A 26,214-nucleotide genomic window follows, 5' to 3' on the forward strand; every position below is an offset into this window, starting at 1 on the left:
CCGGGACGCGGGCGGCTTCCGGAACGCGGCGGCTCCGCGGCCGGCCGGCCGGTCCCGTTCCGCCCGCGGGGCGGGGCGGTCCGGCGACCGAGCGGCCGGCCGGCCGCTAGTCCAGCACCGCGCGGAAGGTGCGCTCGCCGATGCCGCGCATCAGCGGGTTGTCCGCCGAGTGGGTCAGGAAGACCAGGGACAGGGCAAGCGCCCATCCCCGGGCCCGCTCCCAGGTCGCGTCGTCCGCGCGGCCGTACGCCCGCCGAAGCGCGGCGCGCTGCTCCGCCGTGAACAGCATCCAGGCCACGGACAGGTCGGTGGCGGGATCGCCCGAGGTGAGGTCGCCGAAGTCGATCACGGCGCTGACGCGGCCGCCCTCGACCAGGATGTTGGCCGGGTGCAGGTCCCCGTGCAGCCACAGCGGCGGCCCGTCCCAGGCGGGCGCGGCGGCGGCCGCCTCCCAGATCCGCAGCGCGGCGGCGCGGTCGGCCGGGTCGAGGTGCGTCAGCCGGGTCAGGACGCTCTCGGCGCGTGCGGCCAGCGGAATCCCGCGATGGGGGTTGACGGGCGCCTCCGCGGGGGCCGGGGCGTGCAGCGCGTCCAGGAAGCCGCCGAGTGCCGCCGCGGCCGACCAGGGGTCGCCGGGCGCGGCATCCGCCGCGATCCGGCCGGGGAAGTACGGCACGATGCTCCAGGACCAGGGGTACCGAGCCGCCGGCTGCCCGACCCGCACCGGCGCGGGCACCGGCAGGGGCAGGCGGCCGGCCAGCTCCGGCAGCCACCGCTGCTCGTGCGCGACGAGCGCGGCGGCCAGGGCGCGCCGCGGCAGCCGGACGAGGAGTTCCTCGCCGAGCCGGCACACGAGGTTGTCCCAGCCGTTGGCCGCCACCTCGATCGGCAGCCCCGCCAGGTCGGGGTGCTGCTCGTCGAGCAGGCGGCGCACCAGCTCCACGGAGACCGCCACCTCGGCGGCGGGCATGCGGTGAACTGTCACGGGGAGAACCCTACGGCCGCGCCCCGGCCGGTTCCGGGGGCGCAGTGCGGGGCACACCGGGGGGCACGGTGCGGCACGCCGGAGGGCATGCCGCCGGGCAGGAGGGACAGGGCCGGGCCGCGCGGTTCCGGCACTCCGCCGCCCGCCGCGGGCGGGCCCCCGACCGGCGCGTACGCGCGGCGGGCGGGAGCGGTCCCGGCCGGACGCGGGAAGACTGCCCGGGCACGGGGCGTCAGGGCGCGCCGCGCCGACCGGGATTGTGGCGCGGGCCCAGCGGTCCGCCTGTCGGTGGGATGGGTGACAATGGCCGGGGAAGCCGGAGGGGACGCGACGCATGGGCCAGGACGACCGGGACATCCGGGAACACCGGAACGACCCGCACGAAGACCCGAACGATGGGGATGCCGGGGCGAGCGGCGAGGCGGCGAGCCCGCGCGAGCCGGCCAGGCCGGACGCGACGCGTGAGCTCGCCGCGCCGGCCGGTGCGGGCGCGCCCGCGGACGCCGGGGCAAGGCCGGAGGAGGAGAAGCCCTCGGGGGACGGCGAGTTCGCCGGGGCCGCGGACGAGGACGAGGACGAGGCGCAGCCGGCGGGCCGGGCCGGGGACGACGCGCGGGAACCGGACGCGGAGGACGACGCGCCGGAAGCGGACGCAGAGGACGACGGGGACGGCAGCGCGGAGCGGGCCCGGATCGCGGAACGCCTCGCCGGGGCGCGCCGGCTGGAGAGCCCGCGGGAGTCCGGGGACGCCCGGGACGCGGAAGACGACGCGGCGGACCGCGCCGAGGAGGAGGCGGCCGCGGCGCAGCGGCGCGCCGAGGCCGAGACCGCGCCGCGCCTCGACCTGTCCGCGGTGCGCGGGGCGAAGGAGGCCGACGGGGTGCCCGGGGTGGGCCGCCTGCTGAACGGGCGTTACCGCCTCGCCTCCGTCGTCGGCCGCGGCGGCATGGGCACCGTGTGGCAGGCCCAGGACGAGGTGCTCGGCCGGCGGGTTGCCGTCAAGGAGCTGCGGCTGCCGCCCGGCGTCGACGAGGGCGAGCGCAAGCGCATGATCACCCGCACCCTGCGGGAGGCCAAGGCGATCGCCGCCATCCGCAGCCGGGGCGTCGTCACCGTCTACGACGTGGTGGACGAGGGCGCCAGGCCCTGGATCGTGATGGAGCTGATCGAGGGCCGCTCGCTCGCCGACATCATCCGCAACGACGGGCCGATGTCCTCCCGCCGGGCCGCGGGCATCGGGCTGGCGATCCTCGACGTGCTGCGGGACGCCCACGCGGCCGGGATCCTGCACCGCGACGTCAAGCCCTCGAACGTGATCGTCGCCGAGGAGGACGGCCGGGTGGTGCTGACCGACTTCGGCATCGCCAAGGTCGAGGGCGACCCGTCGATCACCTCCACCGGGATGCTCGTCGGCGCCCCCTCGTACATCTCGCCCGAGCGGGCCCGCGGCGAGGCCCCGGGTCCGCCCGCCGACCTGTGGTCGCTGGGCGCGCTGCTGTACTGCTGCGTGGAGGGCCGCCCGCCCTACGACGAGGGCAGCGCGATCGCCACGCTGGCCGCGGTGATGCACGACCCGGTGCGCCCGCCCCGGCACGCCGGCCCGCTGACCGAACTGGTGAACGGCCTGCTGATCAAGGACCCGGCCGGCCGCCTCGACGAGAGGCAGGCGCGGGCCCTGCTCGGCCGCGCCCTGGCCGCGGAGCCCGAGCGGCCCGCGCCGCAGCCCGGTTCCGACCAGGCCACCGTGGTCGTGGGCCTGGGCGCGCGCCGCCCGCGGGACCCGCGCGTGCCCGCCGCCCCGCGGCGGCAGGCGCCCGCGGTCGCCGAGACGCCGCCGCCCCCGCGCACCCCGCTGCCGCCCTCGGGGGACTCGGGTCCCGGCCGGGGCGAGGACGGGGCGCGCCGGCGGGCGCTGCTCCTGGGGGCCGCGGTCGTGGTGCTGCTCGCGCTGATCGCGACCGTGCTCGTCGTGGTCCTCGGCGACGACGGCGGCTCGGACGGCGCGGGCTCCTCGGGTGGGGCGACCCAGCAGCAGACCGCGGACGAGGGCGCCGGCGAGCAGGGCGGCGAGGAGGGGGCCGGCGGCGATCCCCCGGCCGACCCGCAGGAGGGCGGGGAGCAGAACGGCGAGGAGAGCGGGGAGGGTTCCTCCGGCTCCCCGGAGGGCGAGGAGAACGAGGCGGCGCCTCCCGGCACCGCACCCGAGACCGACCCGGGCGCCGACATGCCGGGAAGCCCCGCGGGATACGCGGCGGTCGAGGACGAGGACTTCCACTTCCGGATATCCCTGCCGCAGGGCTGGCAGCGCATCGGCATAGCCGGCCAGAACTCGGGCGGCATCTACGCCGCGGGCGACGGGCAACCCCCCAAGGTGCAGGTCGACTTCACCGCCGACCCGACCGAGGACGCCGAGGCGGCCTGGCACGACCTGGAGGCCGCCGTGAGCGGCAGCAGCCAGGACTACCGGCTGCTCGGCATCCAGAGCGTCCAGTGGCGGGACTATCCGACCGTCGCCGACTGGCAGTTCGAGCGCACGGAGCACGGGCAGCGGGTGCGGGTGCTCGACCGCGGGTTCCGCATCGACGACGAGCACGGCTACGCGATCATGATCACCTGCCTCGCGGACGAGTGGGACTCCGAGGAATGCCGCACGCTGCGCGAGACGGCCTTCGACACCTTCCAACCTCTCGACTCACCCAACTAATTGGCATCAAGAGTTGACAGACCGTAGCCGTGGTGTGTCTACGGCACGTATCGTGTGAGGGCCGGAGAGCGCCGCGGGCGCGAGTACGCGGTGGGGAGGCATCGTGGACCAGTACGCGGGTCGGCTGCTAGCTGATCGTTATCGTCTGCCGAGGACTCCCTCCGAGGAGTTCGAACTCGCCGAGTCCCGGGCCTTCGACACCGCGAGCGGCCAGGAAGTCCTCGTGCGCCAGGTGCCGTTGCCCGAGGTGGTGGACGCCGAGACGCTCGACGAGGACGGCCGCGGCCCTCTCCACGCCGGCTCCTCCCGGCCGCGCGACCGCGCGACCCGGCTCCCCGACGACCCCGTGGTGCGCCGGGCGGTCGCCGCGGCGGTGGCCGCGGCCAGGCTGCCCGACCATCCGAGGCTGGATCAGGTCTTCGACGTCTTCGTGCAGGGTGACGGCCTGTGGATCGTCAGCGAGTTGGTGAACGCCAGGCCCCTGGCGGCCCTGCTCGCCGAGGAGCGGCTCGGCCCCTACCGCGCGGCCGAGGTCGCCGCCGACCTGCTCGCCGCCCTGCGGATCGTCCACGCCCACGGCTGGGTCCACCGCAATGTGACGGCCCGTACGGTGCTGATCTGCGAGGACGGCAGGGCGGTGCTCACCGGGCTCGCCGTCGGCGCCTGCGAGGAGGTGCTGTGCGGGTACGACCCGCTGCCCCAGGCGGAGGGCGGGGGCGGTCCGGCCGCCGACGGCCCGGCGCAACTGCCGCCGGGGGGCGCCGAGTCGGGGCCGCCGGCCGGGGACCACGCGGAGCCGGGAGTGGCGGACGGCCGGTGGCAGTCGCCCGCGCCCGGGCCGTCCGCGACTGGGCCGTCCGCGCCCGGGCCGTCCGTGGCCGGGCCCCGCGAGGGGGTTGGCGCGGCGCCGGGCGGCGAGGCCGCCGGGGCGCACGCGGCCGGGGCGGTGCCTGACGGGCAGTGGTGGGAGGAGTCCACGCGGCCCGCAGGCCGGGGCCCGGCGGGTGGCTCCCCGGGGCGAGTGGGCCACGGCGCGCCGGCCGGCGGCGCGTCGGGGCAGGCGGCCGGCGGGGCCGCCGAGTGGTGGGAGAGCGTCACCCGCCCCCACCCGGCCGGCGGCGGGCAGCGGGACGAGCCGCCGCAGGGGGCTCGCGGCCCGGCGCGGGACGCCGGGCAGCAGGGCGGCGGCGGGTACGGCGCCGCGCGCGGCGGGCGGGAGCGGCCGGGCCGCGGGGCCGTTCCCCCGCAGGCCGGGCAGCCCTGGGACACGCGCGCCGCGGGCCGGGGAAGCGGCAGCGTTCCGGCGCGCGAGGGCCACGGCGAGGTCACCGCGCGGCTTCCGGAACAGGATCGCCGGGCGTACGGGCCCGGCCGTGGGGCGCCCGAGACGGACCCGCAAGGACCGGTCCCGGACGCCTATCAGCGCTGGGAGAGCGGCCCGAGCGAGCGGGACGGCGCGGGAGCCGGGCGGCTTCCCGGGCCGCGGGGCGGCGAGGCGCTGCCCTCCTCCTGGGACTTCGAGGGCGGCGCCTACGCCTCGGGCGGCGAGGGCCCCCGGCTGCCTCCCGAAGGCCGCGGCGGGGAGGCGCCGCCCACCGCACCTCCCCACGCCACGCCCCATGGGGTGCCTCCCGCGGCTCCCCACGCGGCGCCTCGTGCAACGTCACATCCCGCGGGGCAGCCGGGCTCTCCTGGCGCCGCGGGACCCGTCGCGTTCGGGCCCCAGCCGCGCCCCGGGCAGGACCCGGCGTGGGGCGCGGGCGGCGACTCGGGCCCCGGTACCGCGCCGCTGCCCAGGATCTCCGGGCAGCCGGGCCAGGGTTCGGGTTCCGGTTCTGCCGCCGACCGGGCCGCCCGCAGCGGCGCCATCGCCGCCTACCGGGCCGGCACCCAGGCGGGGGCGGCGGCCCGCGGCAGGCCCCAGGGCCCCGGCGCGCCGGGCACCGGCCCCACGGAACTGCCCGGCTCGCCCCGGCCGAGCCACCCGGTGCGCACCGGGTGGGAGCCGCCGCCGAAGCAGCAGCAGCGGCCGTTTTCCCCGCAGCAGCCTGGCGACCCTGGCGCCGCGCCGCCCCCGGACGGCCCAGGCCCCGGGCAGCGGCCCGGGGCCGGCCGGGAGCAGGGGCCGCGGCAGGGCGCGGCGGGCGCCGCGCGGCCGGAGGCCGAGCCGGCGCGGGGCCCGGCGGTGCCCCCGGCCCCGCGCGGGCCGGGCCGGGAGCGGATTCCGGCCGGCGCGGGCCGGTACCGCGGCCCGGACACGGCGCTCGCCGCCGAGCGCGCGCGGCAGGCGCGCATCATGACCGTGGGCGCCGTCACCGAGCGCTGGGCGCCCGAGCAGGCGGGCCCGGTCTACGAGCACTGGCGGCTGGCCCCGCCGGTGGGGGCCGCGGCCGACTTCTGGGCGCTGGGCGCCCTCCTCTTCCGTGCCGTCCAGGGCTACCCGCCCTACCCGGAGGAGAGCGCGGAGGAGCTCACCCAGGCGGTGTGCGCGGAGCAGCCGGCCTTCGCCGAGGACTGCGGCGCGCTGCGGCCGATCATCGAGTCGCTGCTGCGGCAGGACCCGACCGAGCGGCCGAGCGCGGAGGAGCTGCGCGGCTGGCTGCGTTCCCTGCTGCGCAGCGCGCCCGAGCCCGAGGTGGGCCGCCACACCGTGACCGCGCCGCCCGCCCTGGAGCCGGGGCGCCCGGCCGACCCGCGGCGGCTGCCGATACTGCGCCGCCGCGGCGAGCTGGTCGGCCCGCGCCGCCGCCCCCGCGCGCACGGGCAGCACAGCCCGCGCCGCCTCGGCCGCACCCTGCTGACGCTGGTGCTGCTCGGGCTCGCGGGCGCGATCGCCTACGTGCTCGCCTTCATGTCGGACGCCGAGGAGGACAAGGGCTCCCGGGCCGAGGGCAGCTCCCCCGCGGCCACCCCGGGCGGCGAGGAGAGCCCGGGCCCGAGCCGCTCGCCCGAGGCCACCGAGGAGGACTCCAGGCAGCCCTCGCCCGAGGGCGAGCAGCAGCCCGCGCCGCCGCCGGAGGGGTTCGGCCCGCAGGAGGACCCGGCCGGGTTCACGCTCACCGTGCCCGACGGCTTCCAGCGGCAGGGGCCCAACGGCGAGGGCGAGGTGATCTACCGCGACGGCGACCTGGAGATCGTCGTGGTGCCGGGACGGGACGGCACCGACGAGTTCGGCACGGAGCCGATGGACTACCAGCTCGGCGACGAGCCCGAGTTGCAGGCGTTCCGCGACTACCAGTACGCCACCTCAAGCGGCCTGTACGAGACCCAGGTGGGCAACACCGTGATGGCCGAGGGCGTCTTCGGCTGGCAGGAGGGCGGCGAGCGGCTGGCGTACAACCGGGTGATGCTGCTCGACGGCCACTACCACGTGGTGATGGTGCGCGGACCCGCCGGCGAGGAGCAGCGGATCTCCGAGATCTACGAGGTCACCGCCGAGAGCTACCGCTGGCACGGATAGCCGTGCGCCCGGCGTGAGCCCGGGGGGCGTGCTCCCCGGGCCGCGCCCGGCGCGCGGTGTGCGCGACCAGCAGCACGACGGCCAGCACCAGCGCCAGGTCGATCAGCGCGCAACGCGCCATCGCGGCCGCGTGCCCGCCCCCGGGCCCGGCGAGGGCGAAGAAGACGGTGCCGATGACGGCGACGCCGGCCGCCGAGGCGAACTGCTGCGTCGTGGTGACCACCGCCGCGCCGATGCCGGCCTGCCGCGCCGAGACGTCCAGCAGCGCCACCCCGATCAGCTGCGGCAGCACCAGCCCGTTGCCGAGCCCGACGAGGGCGACCGCGGGCACCAGCCAGCCGAGCCCCGCGCCCTCGCCCGCCGCGAGGAGCCGCAGCGCCAGCAGACCGAGCCCCAGCGCGGTCACCGCCCCGCCGCCCACGACGACCCGCATGCCGTACCGCGCCACCAGCCGGGCGCCCAGCAGGGCGGTGACCCCGAACAGCAGCCCCGAGGGCGCGAAGACCAGCCCCGCCTCGAAGGCGTCGAGCCCGAGCCCGCCCTGGAGCAGCTGGGTGAGCGTGAACATGAACGAGGCGAAGTACGCCATGAACGCGGTGACGGACGCGATGCCGGCGCGGAAGGAGGGCCGCAGGAACAGCGTCACGTCCACCACCGGGGCGCCGCCGCGCGCGTGCAGCCGCCGCTGCCAGGCCGCCACCAGGCCGCCGAGGGGCACGCCCGCGCCCAGGCACAGCCAGGTCCAGGCGGGCCACCCCTGGTCCTGGCCGAGGGTGAGCGGCACCAGCAGCAGGGCGAGCGCCGCCGCGATGCCCACGGCGCCCAGCGGGTCCTGGCCGCGCGCGCCGGCCCGGGGCGCGGGCGGCGGCAGGAGCCGGGCGGCGAGCGGGGCCGCGATCAGCCCGACGGGCACGTTGACCAGGAAGACCGCGCGCCAGCCCAGGCCCAGGACGTCCTGTTCGAGCAGCAGCCCGCCCAGGACCTGGCCCGCGATCGAGCCGAGCCCGCCGGTGACGCCGTGCCAGCCGAGGGCCCGGGCCCTGGCCGGTCCCGGGAACGCCGCGGTGATCACCGCGAGCACCTGCGGCACCATCACCGCGGCGGCCAGGCCCTGCGCCAGCCGGGCGGCGACCAGCTGCCAGGGTCCTGCGGCGAGCCCGCACAGCAGCGAGGCGAGGGCGAAGGCCGCCATCCCGCCCACGAACAGCCGCCGCTGGCCGTAGCGTTCGCCCAGCCGCCCGCCGGTGATCATTCCGGAGGCGTAGGCGAAGGCGTAGCCGCCGACGATCAGCTGGAGCGCGGCCGGGCCCGCGCCGAGATCCCGCTCCAGGGAGGGGGCGGCGACGTTCACCACGAAGAAGTCGAACTGGGCCAGGAACCAGGCGCTGAGCAGCACCGCGAGCATCGCCCCGCCCCGCCGCGCGGCCGGAGCCGTCCCCGCCCCTCCCGCCCCGCTCGCCCGGCCCGCTCCGTCCGCCTGCTCCGCTCCGTTCGCTGCGTCCGCTCCGTCCGCGCGCCGGGCGCCGGTCCCGGGCCGCCCGCTGCGGTCACCCTGCTCGTTCACGCTGTCTCCTTCGAGCGCTCTTTTCCCTGCGGTTTCCCGCGCTGTGCCGCGCCGTGCCGCCGTGCCCCGTGGCGTCCCGCGGTGCCCGGTGGCTCCCGGGCGGCCCGGGTTTTCCGGGGGGTTTCCGGGGCCGCGGGTCCGGTCGCCCTGACCGGCGGCCGGGCCCGCGCTCCCCGCTAAAGTCTATTAGAAGCTTTTTATGTCCGAGATATACTGCCTGACATGAAGTTGTCGCAAGGCGTGGAGTGGGGACTGCACTGCGCCGCGCTGCTCGCGCTCGCGCCCCCGGGCATGACCGTTCGCCGCGAGGGCCTCGCCGGGCACTACGCCCTGCCGGTCACCTACCTGGCCAAGCACCTGCAGGCCATGGCCCGCGCGGGGGTGCTGCACGCCGTCACGGGACCCAGGGGCGGCTACCGCCTCGCCAGGCCCCCGGGCGACATCACCGTGCTCGACGTCGTCGAGGCCATCGAGGGCCCGGCCCCGCCCTTCGTCTGCCAGGAGATCCGCCAGCGCGGCACCGGGGCCGTTCCGCCGGAGTCCTGCCGGCGGCCCTGCGCCATCGACGCCCTGATGACCCAGGCCGACCGCGCCTGGCGCGACTCCCTGCGCGCGGTCACCATCGCCGACCTGGTCGACCGCTACCCGCCTGGACTGCGGGAGCGCAACGCCGAGCTGGTCGCCAAGGCCGCCTCCTGAGCCAGGCCCCACGCCGCGGGCCCACGTGGCCGGTCCACGCCGCGGCCCGGGCAAAAACCCGTTACCCACAGGTAGGCAGCGCCCACGGGCCGGTCCTACCCTCCGCCTATGACGACAGCGCAGTCAGACGCCAGGGCGCAGGCCGCCCGCGTGGTCACCCCCGAGCTGCTCGACCGGCTCACCCACGGCATCGCGGGCAGGGGCACGACGGCCTGCCACAGCCCGCTGACCGGCGAGCGGCTCGCCGAACTGCCCGCGGCGGGCGAGGCCGAGGTCGCCGAGGCCTTCGAGCGCGCCGCCGTGGCCCAGCGCGCCTGGGCGGCCAGACCCGTCAGGCAGCGCGCCGCCGTGCTGCTGCGCTTCCACGACCTGCTGCTGCACCGGCAGTCCGAGGTGCTCGACCTCATCCAGCTGGAGACGGGCAAGGCCAGGCTGCACGCCCACGAGGAACTGCTCGCGGTCGCCCTCGCCGCCCGGCACTACGGCCGCAAGGCCCCCGCCTACCTGCGCCCGCGCCGCCGCACCGGGGTGATCCCGCTGCTCACCCGGGTGCGGGAGACGAAGCAGCCGCGCGGGGTCGTCGGGCAGATCTCCCCCTGGAACTACCCGCTCGAACTCACCGCGGGGGACGCCATCCCCGCCCTCGCCGCCGGCAACGCCGTGGTGTTCAAGCCGGACACCGAGACCGCGCTGACCGCCCTGTGGGCCAGGCGGCTGATGGTGGACGCCGGCCTGCCCGCCGACGTGTGGCAGCTCGTCCTCGGCCCGGGACCCGAGCTCGGCCCGCTGCTCGTGCGGCACGCCGACTACGTCTCGTTCACCGGCTCCACCCGCACCGGCCGCGAGGTCGCCCAGGGCGCCGCCGCCCGGCTGATCGGCGCCGGCCTCGAACTCGGCGGCAAGAACCCCATGCTGGTGCTGGACGACGCCGACCTGGACCGGGCGGCCGAGGGCGCGGTGCGCGCCTGCTTCTCCTCGGCCGGGCAGCTCTGCGTCTCCGTCGAGCGGCTCTACGTGCAGCGGGACGTCGCGGACGAGTTCCTGCGGCGGTTCGTGGAACGGACCAGGGCGCTGCGGCTCGGCGCCCCCCTCGACTGGGGAACGGACGTCGGCTCGCTGGCCTCCGGGGCGCAGCTCGCCACCGTCGAGCGCCACGTCGAGGACGCCGTCGCGCACGGCGCCCGGGTGCTCGCCGGCGGCAGGCCGCGGCCCGAACTGGGGCCGCTCTTCTACGAGCCGACCATCCTGGAGGGGGTCAGGCCCCCCATGCTGGCCTGCGAGGAGGAGACCTTCGGCCCCGTCGTCTCCGTCTACCGCTTCGCCGAGGACGCCGAGGCCGTCGCCCGTGCCAACGCCTCCCCCTACGGCCTCAACGCGAGCATCTGGTCGCGCAACTCCCGCCGCGCCCGCCGGATAGCCGCCCAGCTGCGGACCGGCACCGTCAACATCAACGAGGGCTACGCCGCCGCGTACGGCAGCGTGCAGGCGCCGATGGGCGGCATGGGCGACTCCGGGCTCGGCCGCAGGCACGGCGCCGAGGGCATCCTCAAGTACACCGAGTCGCAGACCGTGGCCCAGCAACGGCTGCTCCCGCTCGCGCCCTCGCTCGGCATGGACGACCGGAGGCACGCGGCGTTCATGAACCACTCCCTGAAGGTCATGAAGACACTGAGGTTACGCTGATGACTCACCGCGACTCCCCCGAAGGCCCCGAGGATCCCCGGCAGTCCCGCCCCCGCGGCGCCCCCCGCGGGCGCCCGGGACCCGCCCGGGAGGCCGAGGCCGGCCTGGACTACGACGTCCTCGTCGTCGGCTCCGGCTTCGGCGGCGCGGTCAGCGCGCTGCGCCTGACCGAGAAGGGCTACCGGGTCGGCGTCCTGGAGGCGGGACGCCGCTTCGCCCGCTCCGAACTGCCGAAGAACTCCTGGGCCTTGCGCGACTACCTGTGGGCCCCGCGCCTCGGCCTCTACGGCATCCAGCGCATCCACCTGCTCGGCAAGGTGATGATCCTGGCGGGCGCCGGGGTCGGCGGCGGCTCGCTCAACTACGCGAACACCCTCTACGTGCCGCCCCCGGCCTTCTTCCGCGACCCGCAGTGGCGCGAGATCACCGACTGGCGGCGCGAACTCGCCCCGTACTACGGGCAGGCCAGGCGCATGCTCGGGGTCCGCACCAACCCCACCTTCACGGACTCCGACCGGCACCTGAAGGCCGCGGCGGAGCGCATGGGCGTGGGGGACACCTTCCACCTCGCCCCCGTCGGCGTCTTCTTCGGCGACGCGCAGGACGCCGACGGCGCCTCGCGGGCGCGCCCGGGCCAGGAGGTGCCCGACCCGTACTTCGGGGGCGCGGGGCCCGCGCGGCGGGCCTGCCTGCAGTGCGGCGAGTGCATGACCGGCTGCCGCCACGGCGCGAAGAACACCCTCAACGAGAACTACCTCCACCTCGCCGAGCGGGCGGGCGCCGAGGTGCACCCCCTCACCACGGTCACCGCCGTGGCCGAACTCCCGGGCGGCGCGGGCTATGCGGTCACCGTCCGGGCCACCGACGCCAGGTGGCCCGGCCGCCGCCGGCGCCCCCGCACGCTGCGGGCCAGGTACGTGATCCTGGCCGCGGGCACCTACGGCACGCAGACGCTGCTGCACCGGATGCGCGACACCGGGACGCTGCCCCGGGTCTCGGCGCGCCTGGGCAGCCTCACCCGCACCAACTCCGAGGCGCTGGTGGGCGCCCGCACCACGCCGCGCCGCTACCGCGCCAGGCCGGGCGCCGCCTCACAGGCCGCCGCCCCGGGGACCGGGGAGGCCGGGAGCACCGGGAGCACCGCGGAGGCCGGGAGCACCGAGGGCAGCGAGGAGGCAGGAAAGGGGCCGGTGCCCGACTTCACCCGCGGCGTCGCCATCACCTCCTCGATCCGCCCCGACGCGGACACCCACATCCAGCCCGTCAGGTACGGCAGGGGCTCCAACGCGATGGGGCTGCTGTCCGTCAAGCAGTTCCGCAGGGGGCGCCTGCCCAAGCTGCTGGCGTACGTGCTGACCTCGCTGCGTCACCCCCTGGTGTTCCTGGTGTCGATGTCCAACCGCAGGTGGTCGGAGCGCACCATCATCGGCCTGGTGATGCAGTCGGTGGACAACTCCCTGATCACCTACCGCAAGCGGCGCGGCCCCGGCCGTGGCAAGCTCGCCGCGCGTCAGGGGCACGGCGCCCCCAACCCGGACCACCTGCCGCAGGGCGAGGAGGCCGCCCGGCGCATCGCCGAGGACATCAACGGCTTCGCGGGCACCAACGTGGGCGAGCTGTTCGGCGCCCCGATGACCGCGCACTTCCTCGGCGGCTGCTCGATCGGGGCCGACCCGGAGCGCGGCGTGGTCGATCCCTACCACCGGCTGTTCGGCCACCCGGGCATCTCGGTGGTGGACGGCTCCGCGGTCTGCGCCAACCCGGGCGTCAACCCGGCCCTCACCATCACCGCCCAGGCGGAACGGGCCATGGCGCTGTGGCCGAACAAGGGGCAGCCCGACCCACGCCCGCCGCAGGGCGCCCCCTATGTCCCGCTCACGCCCGTCGCCCCCGCCCGGCCGGCCGTCCCCGCCACCGCCTTCGCCGCGCTGCGCGTGGAGGCCCCGGCGCCGGCGGCGAAGGAGGCGAACGCGGGGCGCACGGAGCGTGCCGGGGAGGAAGTGGGCGCCGCGAGCGCCGGGCGCGCGGGAAGCCCGGGACGCGCAGGGGACGGCGCGGCGCGGCGGGCGTACGAGACGGCGAAGGGGCCCGCTCCTCGGGGGAAGTAGGAGCGGACCCCTTCGGTCCTTGACCGGCCGGCGACCGTGCGGGCGCGGCCGAGGGTGCGGTGGGTCATTGCTAAGACCGGTCACCCCCGCCCGCGGTTGCCCCCGGAACGCTCACGGAATGGACACGAACTCCACACGGCCGCCGTGATCTTCGCGGCGCGGCACGGCTCCCGGCCCGCACCGCCCCGTACCGCCCCGCCCCGCCCCGGCCAGGCAGGGCCGGGCTCAGGCGCCCAGGCCGCGCCGGCGGGCGCCGCGGGCGAGCACCCCGCCGAGGGCCACCGCGCCGCCGGCCGCCGCCAGCAGCGGGAGGGTTCCCACCGCCCCGCTCGCGGCCAGCTGCCCGCCCTGCGGCCCGGGCGCGTTGCCCGAGGGGCCGCCGCTCCCGCCCTGCCCCGGCGCGGAGGGCGTGGGGTCGGGCGTGGGCTCGCCCGGCTGCCCCGTGTCGCCGGTGCCGCCCGTGTCCCCGCCGTCACCGGGTCCGCCGCCGTCCCCGGGGCCGCCGGAATCGCCGGGGCCGTTCGGGTCGCCGGGCTGGTCGTCCGGCTCCGGGAGCGCGATCTCGTAGGTCTGCCGCTCCGGGGCCCAGTGGCACTCCGCCTCGCCGACCCGGGTGAAGGCGCTGGTGGTGAGCTCCGCGGTGCCGGGGCCCGGCTCGGTGACCCGCACCCGCATCCGCGCCTCGGCGGAGATCCCCGACTGCATGATGCGGGCGATGCCGAAGGCGCCGTGGGCGAGGTCCGACTCGAACTGGACGTCCGTCCAGTGGCCGTTCGTGTACCACTGGAAGTCGAAGTCGTAGACGTCGCTGCCTTCCTCCGAGTCGGCCGGGTACGTCCAGAACGAGGCGTAGGTGTAGAGGTACTCCATCTCCCCGTCGCTCAGGTTCGTGGCGCGGTAGGTGAACTCCGCCCAGGTGCCGGGCTCCAGGGTCTGCGGCAGGCCCGTCACCTCGACGTCGACCGGCGCCGCCGGACCCGAGGTGGAGCACTCGACCGAGTCGTTGGGCCACAGGTCGTCGATCGGCACGGCGGCCGCGTGCGCGGGGGCGGCGGCCAGCAGGAGGGCGGAGGCGGCGAGTAACGGCGTGGTCGCCGCGATGAGCCGGCGGTGGGTCATGGTGTTCCCCTCGTGAGTGAACGTGCGGTGAAGCCGAATTCCGGCATCTGGTCTGACCGTTCACCCTGGGGCGTGGTTGTGCTCCGGCACGGCGCCGGGAAAGGGGGGACGCGGGCGGGGTGGTTGCGGCCCCTCGCGCGGGGGGCCCGGCCGCGGGGGGCGCGGCCGGGCCGGGCGACGCGCACGGGCGACAGGGCGGCACCGGTGCGACGTCGCGGCATCCTGGACCGAGCGGCGGCCGGTCCCCGGCGTCCCGGGGACCGGCCGCCCGAGGTCGTGACCGGCCCGCTGTCCCCTGCTGCCCGGCCACCGCACCGGGGCGAGGTCCCACGACGCGCCGCCCTCGCCACACCGCGGAGGCCGGTGCGCCACATCGCCCCGGGAACATCCCGTTCAACGAAGCCCCGCGCGGGGCGGTCACGCTCCGTACGGGTGACGTGGCGGGGCGGAGTCGGCGGCGCCGGGTCCGGGCCGGCGCGGCCTGATCCGCGAAGATCCGAACGACGCGGCCTAACGGCCGCGGCAGAGTTCGAGCAGCGTCATCGCCAGCTGGGTGCCGGGACGGCCCAGGCCCTCGCGGTAGTGGCGCAGGATCTCCATCTCGCGGGCCAGGTGCACCCGCCGCCCGCCGGCCGCCAGGCGCGTGCGCTGCACGTGCGCGGAGACGGCCATGCGCTCCCTGATCAGGGCGATGATCCGCCCGTCGAGCTCGTCGATGCGGCCCCTGGCGGCGGCGATCACGGCCTCGGGGTGGCCGGCGTCCGGCACGGCCGCGGGCGAGGCCGGGGCGGCGGGCTCCGGCTCGGGGGTGGCGGGGGTGCCGGTGCCGGTGGCGTTCCTGGTGGTCACGGAGGGTCTCCTCGATCCGTCTCGGCGAGGACGGCCCCACGCGAACGCCCCGGGCCGCCGCTCATGGGCCCGGGGCGCGAAGGGTGTCGGTGTCAGCGAGGTACGCCGAACTCCCCATGGCACTCGGCCGGGCCGGTGCCATAGGTAAAGCGGGCGAGACGCACCACGCAAAGCATGTCGCCGAGTATGCCATCTAGACTTGGCGGCACACATCCCCCCAGCACCACCGCCGCAAGGCACGAAAGGCAGTGACGTGGCACACGTGGCAGACCCGGACGCCGGCCGCGACGCGGGTCCCCGCGCCGACACCGTCCTCGTCGTCGACTTCGGGGCCCAGTACGCGCAGCTCATCGCGCGCCGGGTCAGGGAGGCGCGGGTCTACAGCGAGATCGTGCCCTCCACCACGCCGGTCGCCGAGCTGCTGGCCAGGAAGCCGCGCGCGATCATCCTCTCCGGCGGCCCCGCCTCGGTGTACGCGCCGGACGCGCCGGGCATCGACCCGGCCCTCTTCGAGGCCGGGGTGCCGATCTTCGGGATGTGCTACGGCTTCCAGCTGATGGCGCAGGCGCTCGGCGGGCGCGTGGACAACACGGGGGCCCGCGAGTACGGCCGCACCGCGCTCAGCGTCTCCGCGCCCGACTCGACCCTCTTCCACGGCACCGCGAGCGAGCAGCAGGTGTGGATGTCGCACGGCGACGCCTGCTCCGCCGCGCCCGAGGGCTTCACCGTCACCGCCGCCACCGGCACCGTGCCCGTCGCCGCCTTCGAGGACGACACGCGGCGGCTGTACGGCGTGCAGTACCACCCGGAGGTCGTGCACTCGACCTACGGGCAGCAGGTGCTGGAGCACTTCCTCTACGAGGGCGCCGGGATCACGCCCTCCTGGACCACCGGCAGCATCGTGGCCGAGCAGGTCGCCGCCATCAAGGCGCAGGTCGGGAACCGGCGGGCGATCTGCGCCCTGTCCGGCGGCGTGGACTCCGCGGTCGCGGCCGCCCTGGTCAACCGGGCCATCGGCGACCAGCTGACCTGCGTGTACGTCGACCACGGGCTGATGCGCAAGGGCGAGACCGAGCAGGTGGAAAAGGACTTCGTGGCCGCCACCGGCGTCAGGCTGCGGGTGGTGGACGCCGCCGACCGCTTCCTGGCGGCCCTGGCGGGGGTCGCGGACCCGGAGCAGAAGCGGAAGATCATCGGCCGGGAGTTCATCCGGGTCTTCGAGCAGGAGCAGGCCGAGCTGCTGGCCGAGGCGGGCGCCGCCGGGGACGACGTGGCCTTCCTGGTGCAGGGCACGCTCTACCCGGACGTCGTCGAGTCGGGCGGCGGCACCGGCACCGCCAACATCAAGTCGCACCACAACGTGGGCGGCCTGCCGGAGGACCTGGCCTTCGAGCTGGTCGAGCCGCTGCGCACGCTCTTCAAGGACGAGGTCAGGATGGTCGGGCGGGAGCTCGGCCTGCCCGAGGAGATCGTCCACCGGCAGCCGTTCCCCGGCCCGGGGCTCGCCATCCGCATCGTCGGCGAGGTCACCCGCGAGCGGCTCGACGTGCTGCGCGAGGCCGACGCCATCGTGCGCGAGGAGCTGACCGCCGCCGGACTCGACCGGGAGATCTGGCAGTGCCCGGTGGTGCTGCTCGCCGACGTCCGCAGCGTCGGCGTGCAGGGCGACGGGCGCACCTACGGCCACCCGGTGGTGCTGCGCCCGGTCTCCTCCGAGGACGCGATGACCGCGGACTGGTCCCGCCTCCCCTACGACCTGCTGGCCACCATCTCCACCCGCATCACCAACGAGATCGCGGAGATCAACCGGGTCACCCTGGACGTCACCAGCAAGCCGCCCGGCACGATCGAGTGGGAGTGAGCCGGCCCGGCACACCGGGCCGGCGGGCGCGCTGCGGGCAGGCGGCGCGCTCCCGGCGGGCGCCGCGCTCCCGGCCGGGCGGGCCGGGGCCGGTTCAGACCAGGCGGCGGGCGGTGGCCCAGCGGGTCAGCTCGTGGCGGTTGGACAGTTGCAGCTTGCGCAGGACCGCGGACACGTGGCTCTCCACGGTCTTCACCGAGATGAACAGCTCCTTGCCCACCTCCTTGTAGGCGTAGCCGCGGGCGATCAGCCGCAGCACCTCGCGCTCGCGCTGGGTCAGCCGGTCCAGGTCCTCGTCCACCGGCGCCGCCTCCGAGGAGGCGAAGGCGTCCAGCACGAAGCCCGCCAGGCGCGGCGAGAACACCGCGTCGCCCTCGGCCACCCGGAAGATCGCCGCCACCAGGTCGTCCCCGGTGATGGTCTTCGTCACGTAGCCGCGCGCCCCGCCCCGGATGACGCCGATCACATCCTCGGCGGCGTCCGACACCGAGAGCGCGAGGAAGCGCACCGGGTGCTCCGCGTGCGACATCAGCGCGGCGCTGCGCCGCAGCACCTCGACCCCGCCTCCGCCGGGCAGGTGCACGTCGAGCAGGACCACGTCGGGCCTGGCCGCCTTGATGACGTTCACGGCCTGGTCCACGTCCCCGGCCTCGCCGACCACCTCCACGCCGGTCTCCTCGGTCAGCCCGATCTCGGCCTGCACCCCGGCGCGGAACATCCGGTGGTCGTCCACCAGCACGACGCGCGCCCTGGCCTGCGCGCGGCCCGCCGTTCCCTCGACGGCCCCGCCGCCCTCGCCCCCGGCCCTCCGGTGGGATTGGTCAGTCATCCGCTCGCTCCATCGTCAGTTCCACCTCCGTGCCCTCGCCGGGCGTGGACCGCACGCGGGCGGTGCCGCCGTTGCGCTGCATCCGCCCGACTATGGACTCCCGCACGCCCATCCGGTCCGCCGGCACCGAGTCCAGGTCGAAGCCGGGCCCGCGGTCGCGGACCGATACGAAGACCGTACGCCCCTCCACCTCGGCGAAGACCCGGACGGGTCCGCCCTCCCCGCCGTACTTGGCCGCGTTGACCATCGCCTCGCGGGCCGACTGGAGTTGCGCGGCCAGCCGCTCGTCGAGCGTGCAGTCGCCCACGCACACCACCTCGATCGGCACCCCGTGGTGGTCCTCCACCTCGGCGGCCGTGGCGCGCACCGCCTCGGCCAGGGTGCCCGGCTTCTCCTCCTCCTCGGCCGGCTCGCGCACCCGCTCCGCCGACTTGTACAGCCACACCCGCAGCTCGCGCTCCTGGGCCCTGGCGAGCCTGGCGACCTCGCGGCCGTTCTCCGAGTTCCGCTGGATCAGGGTGAGGGTGTGCAGCACCGAGTCGTGGATGTGGGCGGCGACCTCGGCCCGCTCCTGCGCCCTGATGCGCATCGTCCGCTCCTCGGACAGCTCGCGCACCATCCGGATCACGTAGGGCCCGGCGAGCAGCGCGATGCCCACGACCACCGCCACCGAGGCCTGCAGGACCAGGGCCAGCGCCTCGGCCGGCGGGCTCTGCCCCACCACGAAGCCGGCCACGCCCAGGCACACCAGGACCGTTCCGGCCGCGGTGCGGAGCAGCGGCAGCCAGCGGCTGCGCCGGGTCGCCGCCGCCCAGTACGCCCGGCGCGAGTCGTCCGCCTGCCGCCACACCACGGCGGCGCCGATGCCGACGACGAGCAGCGGCCACAGGTACCGGGCGTCGACCGGGAAGTGCACGTTGGCGCCCAGCGTGGCCAGCGCCGCCGCCAGCACCGCGAGCGCGAGGACCTGCCGCTTGTCGGGGCGCCGCAGCAGGTGCCGGAGACCGGGCGTGGCCGGGGCGCGCGGGCCGGCGGCCGGCGCGCCCAGCGGCACCACGAACCAGAACAGGCCGTACAGCGGCACGCCCAGGCCGTTGGCCATCATCATCACGACGAACGCCAGGCGCACCCAGGACACCGGCAGCCGCAGGTGCCCGGCGAGACCGCGCGCCACCCCGCCGAGGACGCGCCCGTCGGCGCTGCGGTACAGCTTGCGCAGGGGCGCCTCGTCGAGTGCGGCCGTCTCGGCCGCGCTGGGCGTCGTCATGTCCCCGATACTCACACGAACGGCCGAGCGCGGGCATCAGGGTGTCCCCCCAGGCACCTCAGGGAACGCTCGGGGCCGCCCCGGATTCCGCCGCGGCGCGCGGGCCGCCACCATGGGAGCATGACCCAGGACCTCGGCGCCCGCCCGGAGCAGGCCACACAGCCGCGGCTGTCCCGCAGCCGCAGGCACAAGGTGATCGGCGGCGTCTGCGGTGGGGTCGGCCGCTCCTACGACATCGACCCGGTGATCTTCCGGGTGCCGCTGGCGGTCCTCTCCGTGATCGGCGGCCTGGGCTGCGTCGCCTACGGCCTGGCCTGGCTGCTCATCCCCTTCGAGGGGGAAGAGGAAAACGAGGGCAGGCGGCTGCTCTCCGGCCGGGTGGAGGGCCCAGGACTCACCGCGCTGCTGTTCATCCTCGCCGGCTGCGGGCTGCTGCTCGCCTCGATCGGCCGCGACGGGGCGGTGCCCGGGTTCTCGATCCAGGTGTTCGCCGCCCTGGCCGGGGTCGCCTACTGGTCGCGGCGCCGGGCCGGAAGGCAGGCCGGGGAGGCGGAGGGCGCGGCGGCGGACGGGGCGGCGGAGCGGGTGGTGGCCGAGGCGCCGCCCGAGGCGCAGGCCCCGCCCGCCGCGGCCGGGCCCTCCTGGTGGCGCGGCACCGGCGAGGGCGGCTACCTGTGGGGTCCCGAGGACGCCAGGCCGGGCGACTACCGGCGGCGCGCGGCCGGCCAGGGAACGCTGCCCGCGCAGGCCGGGTGGACGCCCGGCGTGTGGGCGCCGCGCGAGCACCTGCCGGCCGGGGAGCCGGAGCCGCGCGAGTTCCGGCTCGGCGCGCTGGTGCTGCTGCTGGCGATGCTGGCCTGCGTCGTGGGCACGGCCCTGTCCTGGGAGAGCCAGCCGCTGGGCACCGCCCTCGTCATCGGTCTCGGCGCGGCGCTCGCGGTGTTCGGCCTCGGCTTCCTGGTCAGCACCTTCTTCGGGCGCCTCGGCGCGGGCACGGTCCTCGCGGTGATCCTGACCGGCGGGCTGCTCAGCGGCGCCTCGCTGCTGCCGGACAACATCACCACGGGCTGGTCGGAGCCGGTGTGGCAGGTGACCTCGGCCGCGGAGCTGCGCCCGGTGTACGAACTGGGCACCGGCGACGCGGAACTCGACCTGACGGGCCTGGAGGTGGCGCCGGGCCGGACCGTCAGCACCGCCGTCGAGGCGGGGGCGGGGCAGGTGACCGTGCTGGTCCCGCCGGACGTGACGCTCAAGGTGGACACGGAGATCGACCTGGGGGCGTTCAGCTACACCCCGCTGCCCGGCGGGGACCGGACGGGGCCCGACACCTCCTTCGGCGGGATCGGCCAGGAGGAGCGTTCCGTCTACGAGGCGGAGCAGGGGCAGGAGCCGGGTGGCACCATCGAGCTGCGGCTGGAGATGGGGATCGGCAACGTGGAGGTGCACCGCGCCGTGGAGGGAAGCCGATGAGTTCCCCCGTGGTGCGGGGCACCCGGTATGGCGGCGGAGAGGAGATCAGGTGAGCGCGCGGAACAGGCCCATCCTGCGGCGGCACAGGTTCGAGCCGGCCAGGCTCGTGCTCGGCCTCGCGCTGCTCGGCATCGCGGCCGTGCACCTGATCCGGGCGACCGGGGGCAAGGACCGGGTGCCGCTGCCGGTGCTGCTCGGCCTGCTCCCGGCCGCGCTGCTGGTCTCCGGCGTGGTCGCGGTGCTCGCCTTCGGCGCCCGCATGCCGCGGCGGCGGGAAGGCCGTACGGAAGGCCGGAGAGACATGGCGAAGGGGGCGGCGGCGCCCCGCGCGGGCGGCGAGGACCTGCGGGCCGCAGAACCGGTCGGCGCCGCGCACCACGGTGGCGCCGCGCACCACGGTGGCGCCGCGCACCACGGCGGTGCCCCGCGCGACGGCGGTGCCCCGCGCAACGGGGGCGCCTCGCGCCGCGACGGCGCCTGATCCGTCCCGGGCGGGATCCGTCCCGGGCGGGCGCGCCCCGGCCGGCCTGGCCCTGTGCGCCTCGCCCTCGGGACTGCCCCAGGACGGGGGTGGTGCCAGGTACACCGCGGAATCGGGCGTCCGCCTCCGTGTGCCGGGTGGACGGGTACCGGAACGCTTGGAGCCGTCGGACAGGAAACGAACGACGGGAACATGAATGCGCATACGCCCACGCAGGACCTCCACCCTCGCCCTCGCCTGCGCCCTGACGCTGGCCGCCTGCGGCCTCTCGCTGGCCGGCACCGCGGCCGCCCGGAGCCTGCCGCACGGCCCGCACCAGGCCGCGCCGCAGGCCGCCGCGGGGGGACAGGCCGCCGCCGGCGGCGCCGAAGGGCACCGGGCCGGCCGGGCCGGCGCCCGCGGAACGCTGGTGGACGCCGAGTTGCGGTACTCCCTGCCCGAGCCGTCCGATGCCGCGGACGAGCTGGTGGCCTCCGGGTTCGACGGCGGGGTGGCCGCCTACGGCGTCGACGCCTACCGGCTGACCTACCGCACCGTGGACCGGGAGGGGGAGCCGACCACCGCGAGCGGGCTGCTGGTCCTGCCCCGCACCGGGCGGGCCGCGCTGCCCACGGTGTCCTTCGCCCACGGCAGCGGCGTCCACCGCGACGACGCTCCCTCGATGCAGCGGGCGAGCTTCGTGACCGGGCCGGCGGTGGGCTACGCCGCCGCGGGCTACGCCGCCGTCGCGCCCGACTACCTCGGCATGGGCCTCGGCCCCGGCAGCCACCCCTGGATGGACATCCCCTCCGAGACCTCCGCCTCCCTCGACATGCTGCGGGCCGCCCGGCAGTTCGCGCCGCAGGCCGGGCACCGGCTGAGCCGGGACGTGCTGATCACGGGCTTCTCGCAGGGCGCCTCCGCCGCGGTGGGGCTGGCCAGGGCGCTGGAGGCGGGCGAGGACCGCTGGTTCCAGGCCACCGCGCTGGCGCCGGTGAGCGGCGCCTACGACTTCGCGGGCACCGAACTGCCCGCGCTGCTCGACGGCCGCCTCGACCCCAAGTGGAGCACGATGTACCTGGCGTACGCGCTCACCTCCTTCAACCGCCAGACCGGGGGCGCCGTCTACGCGGACCCGGCCGAGGTGTTCCGCTCCCCCTACGACCGGACGATGGACGAGCTGTTCGACGGGACGCACCAGGGGCCCGAGGTGATGGCGGGCACGCCGGACACGGTGGACGCCCTGCTGACCCCGCACGGCCGTGCGCTGCTCGCGGCCCCCACCGGGGCGCTGGCCGAGGCGCTGCGGGCGACCAGCGGCGTGTGCCGCGACTGGACGCCCGAGGTGCCCGTCCGCCTGTACTACGCCCGGGGCGACGAACAGGCCCTCACGGAGAACACCGCGGGCTGCGCCGCCGCCTTCCGCGCCGCCGGGGCCGAGGCCGGCGTCGTGGACCTGGGCGAGGTGGACTACGAGGGCTCCCGCCACGTCGGCAGCAGCGTCGCGGCCCTCCCCGAGACGATCCGCTGGTTCGACTCGCTGCTCGGCCACAGGCCGTGAGCCACGCGGCGGCGCCCGCCCAGGACCGGCCTGGCCCCCGGGCCGGGCGCCGCCGCCGGGGGCGCCTCAGGCAGGGGCGGCAGCCGGGGTGGCTCGGCCGGGGGCGGCTCAGTCGGCGACGGTGATGACGTAGCGGCCGGACTCGGTGCCCGCCGCGGTGATCACCTGCACGTCCACCCGGCCCGCGTCCACCTCCGCGGGGACCGGCACCGTCAGCCGCGTGTCCCCGGGGTTGCTGAACCCGCCGCGCACCGGCACCAGCGGCACCGGCACCAGCACGCCGCCGATCCGCACCACCGTCTCGGCCAGCCGTTCCGCCGCCTCGGCGCCCGCGGGCACGAAGCCCGAGCCCCTGATCTCCAGGTCGTCGCCCGGCCGGATCGGGGCGTGCAGCTCACCGGGCTCGCGCACCCTGACCACCGACTGGATGACCGGCCGCCCGCCGTCGGTGTACTTGGCCGCCACGTAGGTCAGCGCCGAGACGGCGACCAGCAGGGCCACCGTCCACGGCACCCCCGGCACCTCGCGCGGGGCGCGGGCCAGGCCCGCGCAGCCGAGCAGCATGGCCACGGTGTTCACCAGCACGTACTGCACGTCCGTGAAGCTGCCGCGGCCCGAGTCGTCGGTCAGCAGGTCGGCGGCCCGCGGCCGGGCGGCCCGCACCTTCTGCATCCGGAAGCCCCGCACCCGGGTGGCCACCGTGTGCCGCACCCACACCGTCACCGCGCAGGTGACGCCGACGGCGGTCAGCAGGCCGCCGCCGTGCTCCAGGTCGAGCCCGGACAGCAGCGCCTCGCGCTCCCCGGCGGAGCCCCCGAGCCCGGCCAGGGTCAGGGCCAGCAGCAGCACGGCGTACCCGGCGAGCAGCAGCCAGGCCCCGGCCACGGCCCGGGAGGTGGAGAGCCGGTTGTCCTCGCCCACCAGCGGGGCCAGCACCCCGCCGCGGTCCCGGTGCAGCCAGGCGATGGGGGTGAGGAGCCCCGCCAGCAGCACGGCGGCGAGCAGCCCGGCGGTCCTGGCCAGGGTCCAGCCGCCGCCGAACGCGGTCAGCACGTCAAGCACCAGCAGCAGGCCGACCGCAGACCACAGGGCCACGATGGTCCGCACGGCCAGCCGGGACAGCCAGGCGGAGCCCGCCTCGCCCGCGCGCCGCGACAGCTCGCGGGCCGCCTGGGTCAGCTCGTCGGAGATCCACTGCCTGGCGGCCTCGGGGGAGTGGGCCAGCGCCTGCGGTATCCCGGTGCCCGCGGCCAGCTCGTCGCGCTTGCGCAGGAACGCGGCGACGGCGCGCCTGTGCCCGGCTCCCGCGCCCTCCCGGCAGTCGCCGCAGGCGCAGTCGCTCGCGTGCGTTTCGCTTGCCGCGCTGTCGCGGGACGCCTCCACGGCCACTGTGCTCCCTGATTCCTCTCCCGGACCCCTGAGAAAGGATTGTGCCCTACGCCACGCCGGGCTAGGACGCGGGCCGGGTGGCGGCGGCGAACGGCATGGAGTCGACCGGGGCCACCCGCACCGGGGCGCCGGGCCGTGAGGCGTGGATGATCTGCCCTCCGCCGACGTAGAGGGCGACGTGGCTGTAGCCCGAGTAGTAGAAGACCAGGTCGCCCGGGGCGAGTTCGGCGCGGGAGACCCGGGTGCCCGCGCCGACCTGGCGGTAGCTGGTGCGCGGCAGCGCCACCCCGGCCGAGCTCCAGGCGGCCTGGGTGAGGCCGGAGCAGTCGTAGGCGTCGGGGCCGGTGGCGCCCCACCCGTAGGGCTTGCCGAGCTGGGCGTAGGCGAAGGCGACGGCCGCCGCGGCGCGCGGCCCGGGCGCCGCCACCGGCGCCTCCGGGCGGGCGGCGGCCGGGGCGCCCGCGGTGCCGAGGACCCGGGCGCGCTGGGCCGAGGTGAGGGTGCCGAGGAGCTGTTCGGCCTCGGCGAGCCGCTCGGTCACCCGCTCGCGCTCCTCGCGCGCCTCCTCCCGGGCGCCGGCCAGGGCGTCCGCCTGCTCCCCGGCCTCGGCGCGCAGCTGGTCGAGGTCGCGCAGCTGCCGCCGCACCTCGCGCACGGTCCCGGCCTCGCGGTCGCCGGCGCGGTCGAGGACGGCGGCCCGCTCCAGGAAGTCGTCGGGGGAGGAGGAGAGGGCCAGCTGCACCGAGGGCGGTAAGCCGGCCAGCCGGTACTCGGCCCTCGCGCGGGCGCCGAGGGAGTCGCGGGCCGCGTTCAGCTCCTCGGTGCGGCGGGCGGCCAGATCCTGGAGCCGCTCCAGGCGGGCCTCGGCGCCGGCCGCGGCCTCGGTGGCGGCGTTGTACCGCTCGGTGGCCTCCTCCGCCTCGTGGTGCAGCGCGTCCACGCGGTCGCGGACCTCGGCGAAGTCGGCGGCGGCGGGCGCCGGCTCCGCCAGGGCGGCGTCCGCGCCGAAGGGGAGGGAGGCGAGGCTGAGGGTGGCGGCGGCGGTGCGCAGGACGGGACCGGTGATCGGCGAGGGCCTGGATCGCTTCCGGTGGGCCCCGCGGTGCCGGTGCCAGAGGCTCTTGCGTTGCTGTGACATGGCCTTGGACGCTAAGCCTGCGCGGGGTGGCGCGCGTGCCGCCGGAACGGGATTGGTGCCAATCCCAGGGAAACTGGCGGAAGCCGACGAAACTTGACCGGCGACTTAACTGCTTGTCGTCGCAGTGTGACCATTCGTGATCGGCGCGGCGAGCCTCCGTGCCCCGGCCCTCCGGCTCCGGCCGCCCGGCCGCCCGGCCGCGCGGGCCCGGCTACCCGGCCCCCTGCGCTTCCTCCAGGGCCAGGTCGATGGCCTCCTCGAACTTGTCCAGCTGCTGCGCCCCCTGGAGCGGCCGCCCGTTGACCAGGAAGAGCGGCGGGGTGGTGACGCCCACGTTCAGCGCCTCCTGCGCGTCCCCGCCCACCGCCTCGTCGGCCGCGGAGGACTCCATGTCCGCGGCGAACCGGTCCAGGTCCGCCACCCCGGCCTGCTCGGCGAGCCGCCGCAGGTTGTCCTCCTCGAACCGGCCGCTGTTCTGGTGGAACTCCTCGCCGAAGGCCACCCGGTAGAACTCCTGGAACCGGCCCTGCTGCCCCGCCGCCCAGGAGGCCCGCGCGGCCGCGTCCGACTCGGGGCCGTAGATCGGGAAGTTGCGGAACTCGATGCGCAGCTTCCCCGCGTCCACGTACTCCTCCAGCAGGCGCGGGTAGGTGTCGCGGGCGTAGATGCCGCAGAAGGCGCACTGGAAGTCCGCGTACTCGATCATCACCACCGGCGCGTCCGCCTCGCCCACGGCGAGCGGGTCGTCCGCGTCCCTGCGGGCCAGCGCGGCGAGCGAGGGATCGGCCGCGGGCGCGCTCGCCTCCGCGTCCTGGGCGCCCTCGTCCGCGCCCCCCCGGCTGCCGCCGAGCGTGGAGAGCACGCCGATCGCCAGCGCGCACACCAGCAGCACCGCGAGCACCACCGCGCCCCAGCGCACGGGCGCCCGGCCGCGCTCCCCGGCCTGCGCGCCGGCGGGTCCGCGGCCCGGCCGCGCGGGCCGGCGTCCGGCGGGCTTCTTCCTGGTGCGTGAGACGGGCATGCCGCAAGGGTAGGCCCGTCCCGCACGCAACGCGGTCGCCCCCGGCG

General features: G+C 76.8%; 18 protein-coding genes. 9 read left to right on the forward strand and 9 right to left on the reverse strand.

What is annotated here, in order from left to right:
- Window positions 1-106: 106 nt before the first annotated feature.
- Complete coding sequence (locus D7294_RS00950; RefSeq protein ID WP_241562009.1) at window positions 107-985, reverse strand: aminoglycoside phosphotransferase family protein; 879 nt, start codon at window positions 983-985, stop codon at window positions 107-109.
- Between the two features lie 334 nt (window positions 986-1,319).
- On the opposite strand from D7294_RS00950, the gene D7294_RS00955 reads away from it, so the two are divergent.
- Together D7294_RS00955 and D7294_RS00960 are read left to right on the forward strand one after the other, a co-directional pair.
- Window positions 1,320-3,689 carry a serine/threonine-protein kinase gene (locus tag D7294_RS00955; protein ID WP_120674373.1) on the forward strand — a complete coding sequence of 790 codons (2,370 nt, stop codon included), beginning with the start codon at window positions 1,320-1,322 and terminating at the stop codon, window positions 3,687-3,689.
- 103 nt (window positions 3,690-3,792) lie between these two features.
- On the forward strand, window positions 3,793-7,149 hold the full coding sequence (locus D7294_RS00960; RefSeq protein ID WP_120674375.1) for a protein kinase: 3,357 nt from the start codon (window positions 3,793-3,795) through the stop codon (window positions 7,147-7,149).
- Here D7294_RS00960 and D7294_RS00965 read toward each other — a convergent pair.
- Entirely contained in the window at window positions 7,118-8,713 is a 1,596-nt protein-coding gene (locus tag D7294_RS00965) for an MFS transporter (RefSeq protein ID WP_241562010.1), read from the reverse strand. The genes D7294_RS00960 and D7294_RS00965 overlap by 32 nt on opposite strands.
- A gap of 222 nt (window positions 8,714-8,935) precedes the next feature.
- On the opposite strand from D7294_RS00965, the gene D7294_RS00970 reads away from it, so the two are divergent.
- The 3 genes from D7294_RS00970 (at window position 8,936) to D7294_RS00980 (ending at window position 13,203) form a co-directional block, all read left to right on the forward strand.
- The gene (locus D7294_RS00970; RefSeq protein ID WP_120674377.1) at window positions 8,936-9,412 is read left to right on the forward strand and encodes an RrF2 family transcriptional regulator; all 477 of its coding nucleotides are present in this window, start codon (window positions 8,936-8,938) and stop codon (window positions 9,410-9,412) included.
- A 108-nt stretch (window positions 9,413-9,520) separates the two neighbouring features.
- The gene (locus D7294_RS00975; protein WP_120674379.1) at window positions 9,521-11,095 is read left to right on the forward strand and encodes a succinic semialdehyde dehydrogenase; all 1,575 of its coding nucleotides are present in this window, start codon (window positions 9,521-9,523) and stop codon (window positions 11,093-11,095) included.
- Window positions 11,095-13,203, forward strand: coding sequence for a GMC oxidoreductase (locus D7294_RS00980; RefSeq protein ID WP_120674381.1), 2,109 nt, complete (start codon window positions 11,095-11,097; stop codon window positions 13,201-13,203). The genes D7294_RS00975 and D7294_RS00980 overlap by 1 nt, the downstream gene beginning before the upstream one ends.
- 225 nt (window positions 13,204-13,428) lie before the next feature.
- Here D7294_RS00980 and D7294_RS00985 read toward each other — a convergent pair whose 3' ends face one another.
- On the reverse strand, window positions 13,429-14,322 hold the full coding sequence (locus D7294_RS00985; RefSeq protein ID WP_120674383.1) for a hypothetical protein: 894 nt from the start codon (window positions 14,320-14,322) through the stop codon (window positions 13,429-13,431).
- 510 nt (window positions 14,323-14,832) lie between these two features.
- The gene (locus tag D7294_RS32705; protein ID WP_241562056.1) at window positions 14,833-15,090 is read right to left on the reverse strand and encodes a chorismate mutase; all 258 of its coding nucleotides are present in this window, start codon (window positions 15,088-15,090) and stop codon (window positions 14,833-14,835) included.
- A gap of 343 nt (window positions 15,091-15,433) precedes the next feature.
- Here D7294_RS32705 and guaA point away from each other — a divergent pair, with 343 nt between their 5' ends.
- On the forward strand, window positions 15,434-17,032 hold the full coding sequence (gene guaA / locus D7294_RS01000) for a glutamine-hydrolyzing GMP synthase (RefSeq protein WP_120674390.1): 1,599 nt from the start codon (window positions 15,434-15,436) through the stop codon (window positions 17,030-17,032).
- Window positions 17,033-17,126: 94 nt separating this feature from the next.
- On the opposite strand, the gene D7294_RS01005 is transcribed toward guaA, so the two are convergent.
- Both D7294_RS01005 and D7294_RS01010 read right to left on the reverse strand, forming a co-directional pair.
- A complete protein-coding gene (locus D7294_RS01005) occupies window positions 17,127-17,861 on the reverse strand; it encodes a LuxR C-terminal-related transcriptional regulator (protein WP_174248238.1) in 735 nt (244 codons plus the stop codon).
- On the reverse strand, window positions 17,854-19,128 hold the full coding sequence (locus D7294_RS01010) for an ATP-binding protein (protein ID WP_120674392.1): 1,275 nt from the start codon (window positions 19,126-19,128) through the stop codon (window positions 17,854-17,856). The genes D7294_RS01005 and D7294_RS01010 overlap by 8 nt, the downstream gene beginning before the upstream one ends.
- Before the next feature lie 120 nt (window positions 19,129-19,248).
- On the opposite strand from D7294_RS01010, the gene D7294_RS01015 reads away from it, so the two are divergent.
- The 3 genes from D7294_RS01015 to D7294_RS01025 all read left to right on the forward strand — a co-directional run bounded on the left by D7294_RS01015 (window position 19,249) and on the right by D7294_RS01025 (window position 22,619).
- On the forward strand, window positions 19,249-20,598 hold the full coding sequence (locus D7294_RS01015; RefSeq protein WP_120674394.1) for a PspC domain-containing protein: 1,350 nt from the start codon (window positions 19,249-19,251) through the stop codon (window positions 20,596-20,598).
- A gap of 49 nt (window positions 20,599-20,647) precedes the next feature.
- On the forward strand, window positions 20,648-21,079 hold the full coding sequence (locus tag D7294_RS32410) for a hypothetical protein (protein ID WP_194117717.1): 432 nt from the start codon (window positions 20,648-20,650) through the stop codon (window positions 21,077-21,079).
- Window positions 21,080-21,275: 196 nt separating this feature from the next.
- Window positions 21,276-22,619: a lipase gene (locus tag D7294_RS01025; protein ID WP_120674396.1), complete on the forward strand. Its 1,344-nt coding sequence runs from the start codon at window positions 21,276-21,278 to the stop codon at window positions 22,617-22,619.
- Between the two features lie 108 nt (window positions 22,620-22,727).
- Here D7294_RS01025 and D7294_RS01030 read toward each other — a convergent pair whose 3' ends face one another.
- The 3 genes from D7294_RS01030 to D7294_RS01040 all read right to left on the reverse strand — a co-directional run bounded on the left by D7294_RS01030 (window position 22,728) and on the right by D7294_RS01040 (window position 26,167).
- Window positions 22,728-24,008 carry a hypothetical protein gene (locus D7294_RS01030; RefSeq protein WP_120674398.1) on the reverse strand — a complete coding sequence of 427 codons (1,281 nt, stop codon included), beginning with the start codon at window positions 24,006-24,008 and terminating at the stop codon, window positions 22,728-22,730.
- Window positions 24,009-24,069: 61 nt separating this feature from the next.
- Window positions 24,070-25,146, reverse strand: a complete 1,077-nt coding sequence (locus tag D7294_RS01035) for a C40 family peptidase (protein ID WP_120674400.1) — start codon at window positions 25,144-25,146, stop codon at window positions 24,070-24,072.
- A 211-nt stretch (window positions 25,147-25,357) separates the two neighbouring features.
- On the reverse strand, window positions 25,358-26,167 hold the full coding sequence (locus tag D7294_RS01040; protein ID WP_120674402.1) for a DsbA family protein: 810 nt from the start codon (window positions 26,165-26,167) through the stop codon (window positions 25,358-25,360).
- Window positions 26,168-26,214 lie beyond the last annotated feature (47 nt).

Origin of the sequence: Streptomyces hoynatensis (assembly GCF_003626535.1) — a bacterium.
In the GTDB taxonomy this organism is placed as follows: Bacteria; Actinomycetota; Actinomycetes; order Streptomycetales; family Streptomycetaceae; genus Streptomyces; species Streptomyces hoynatensis.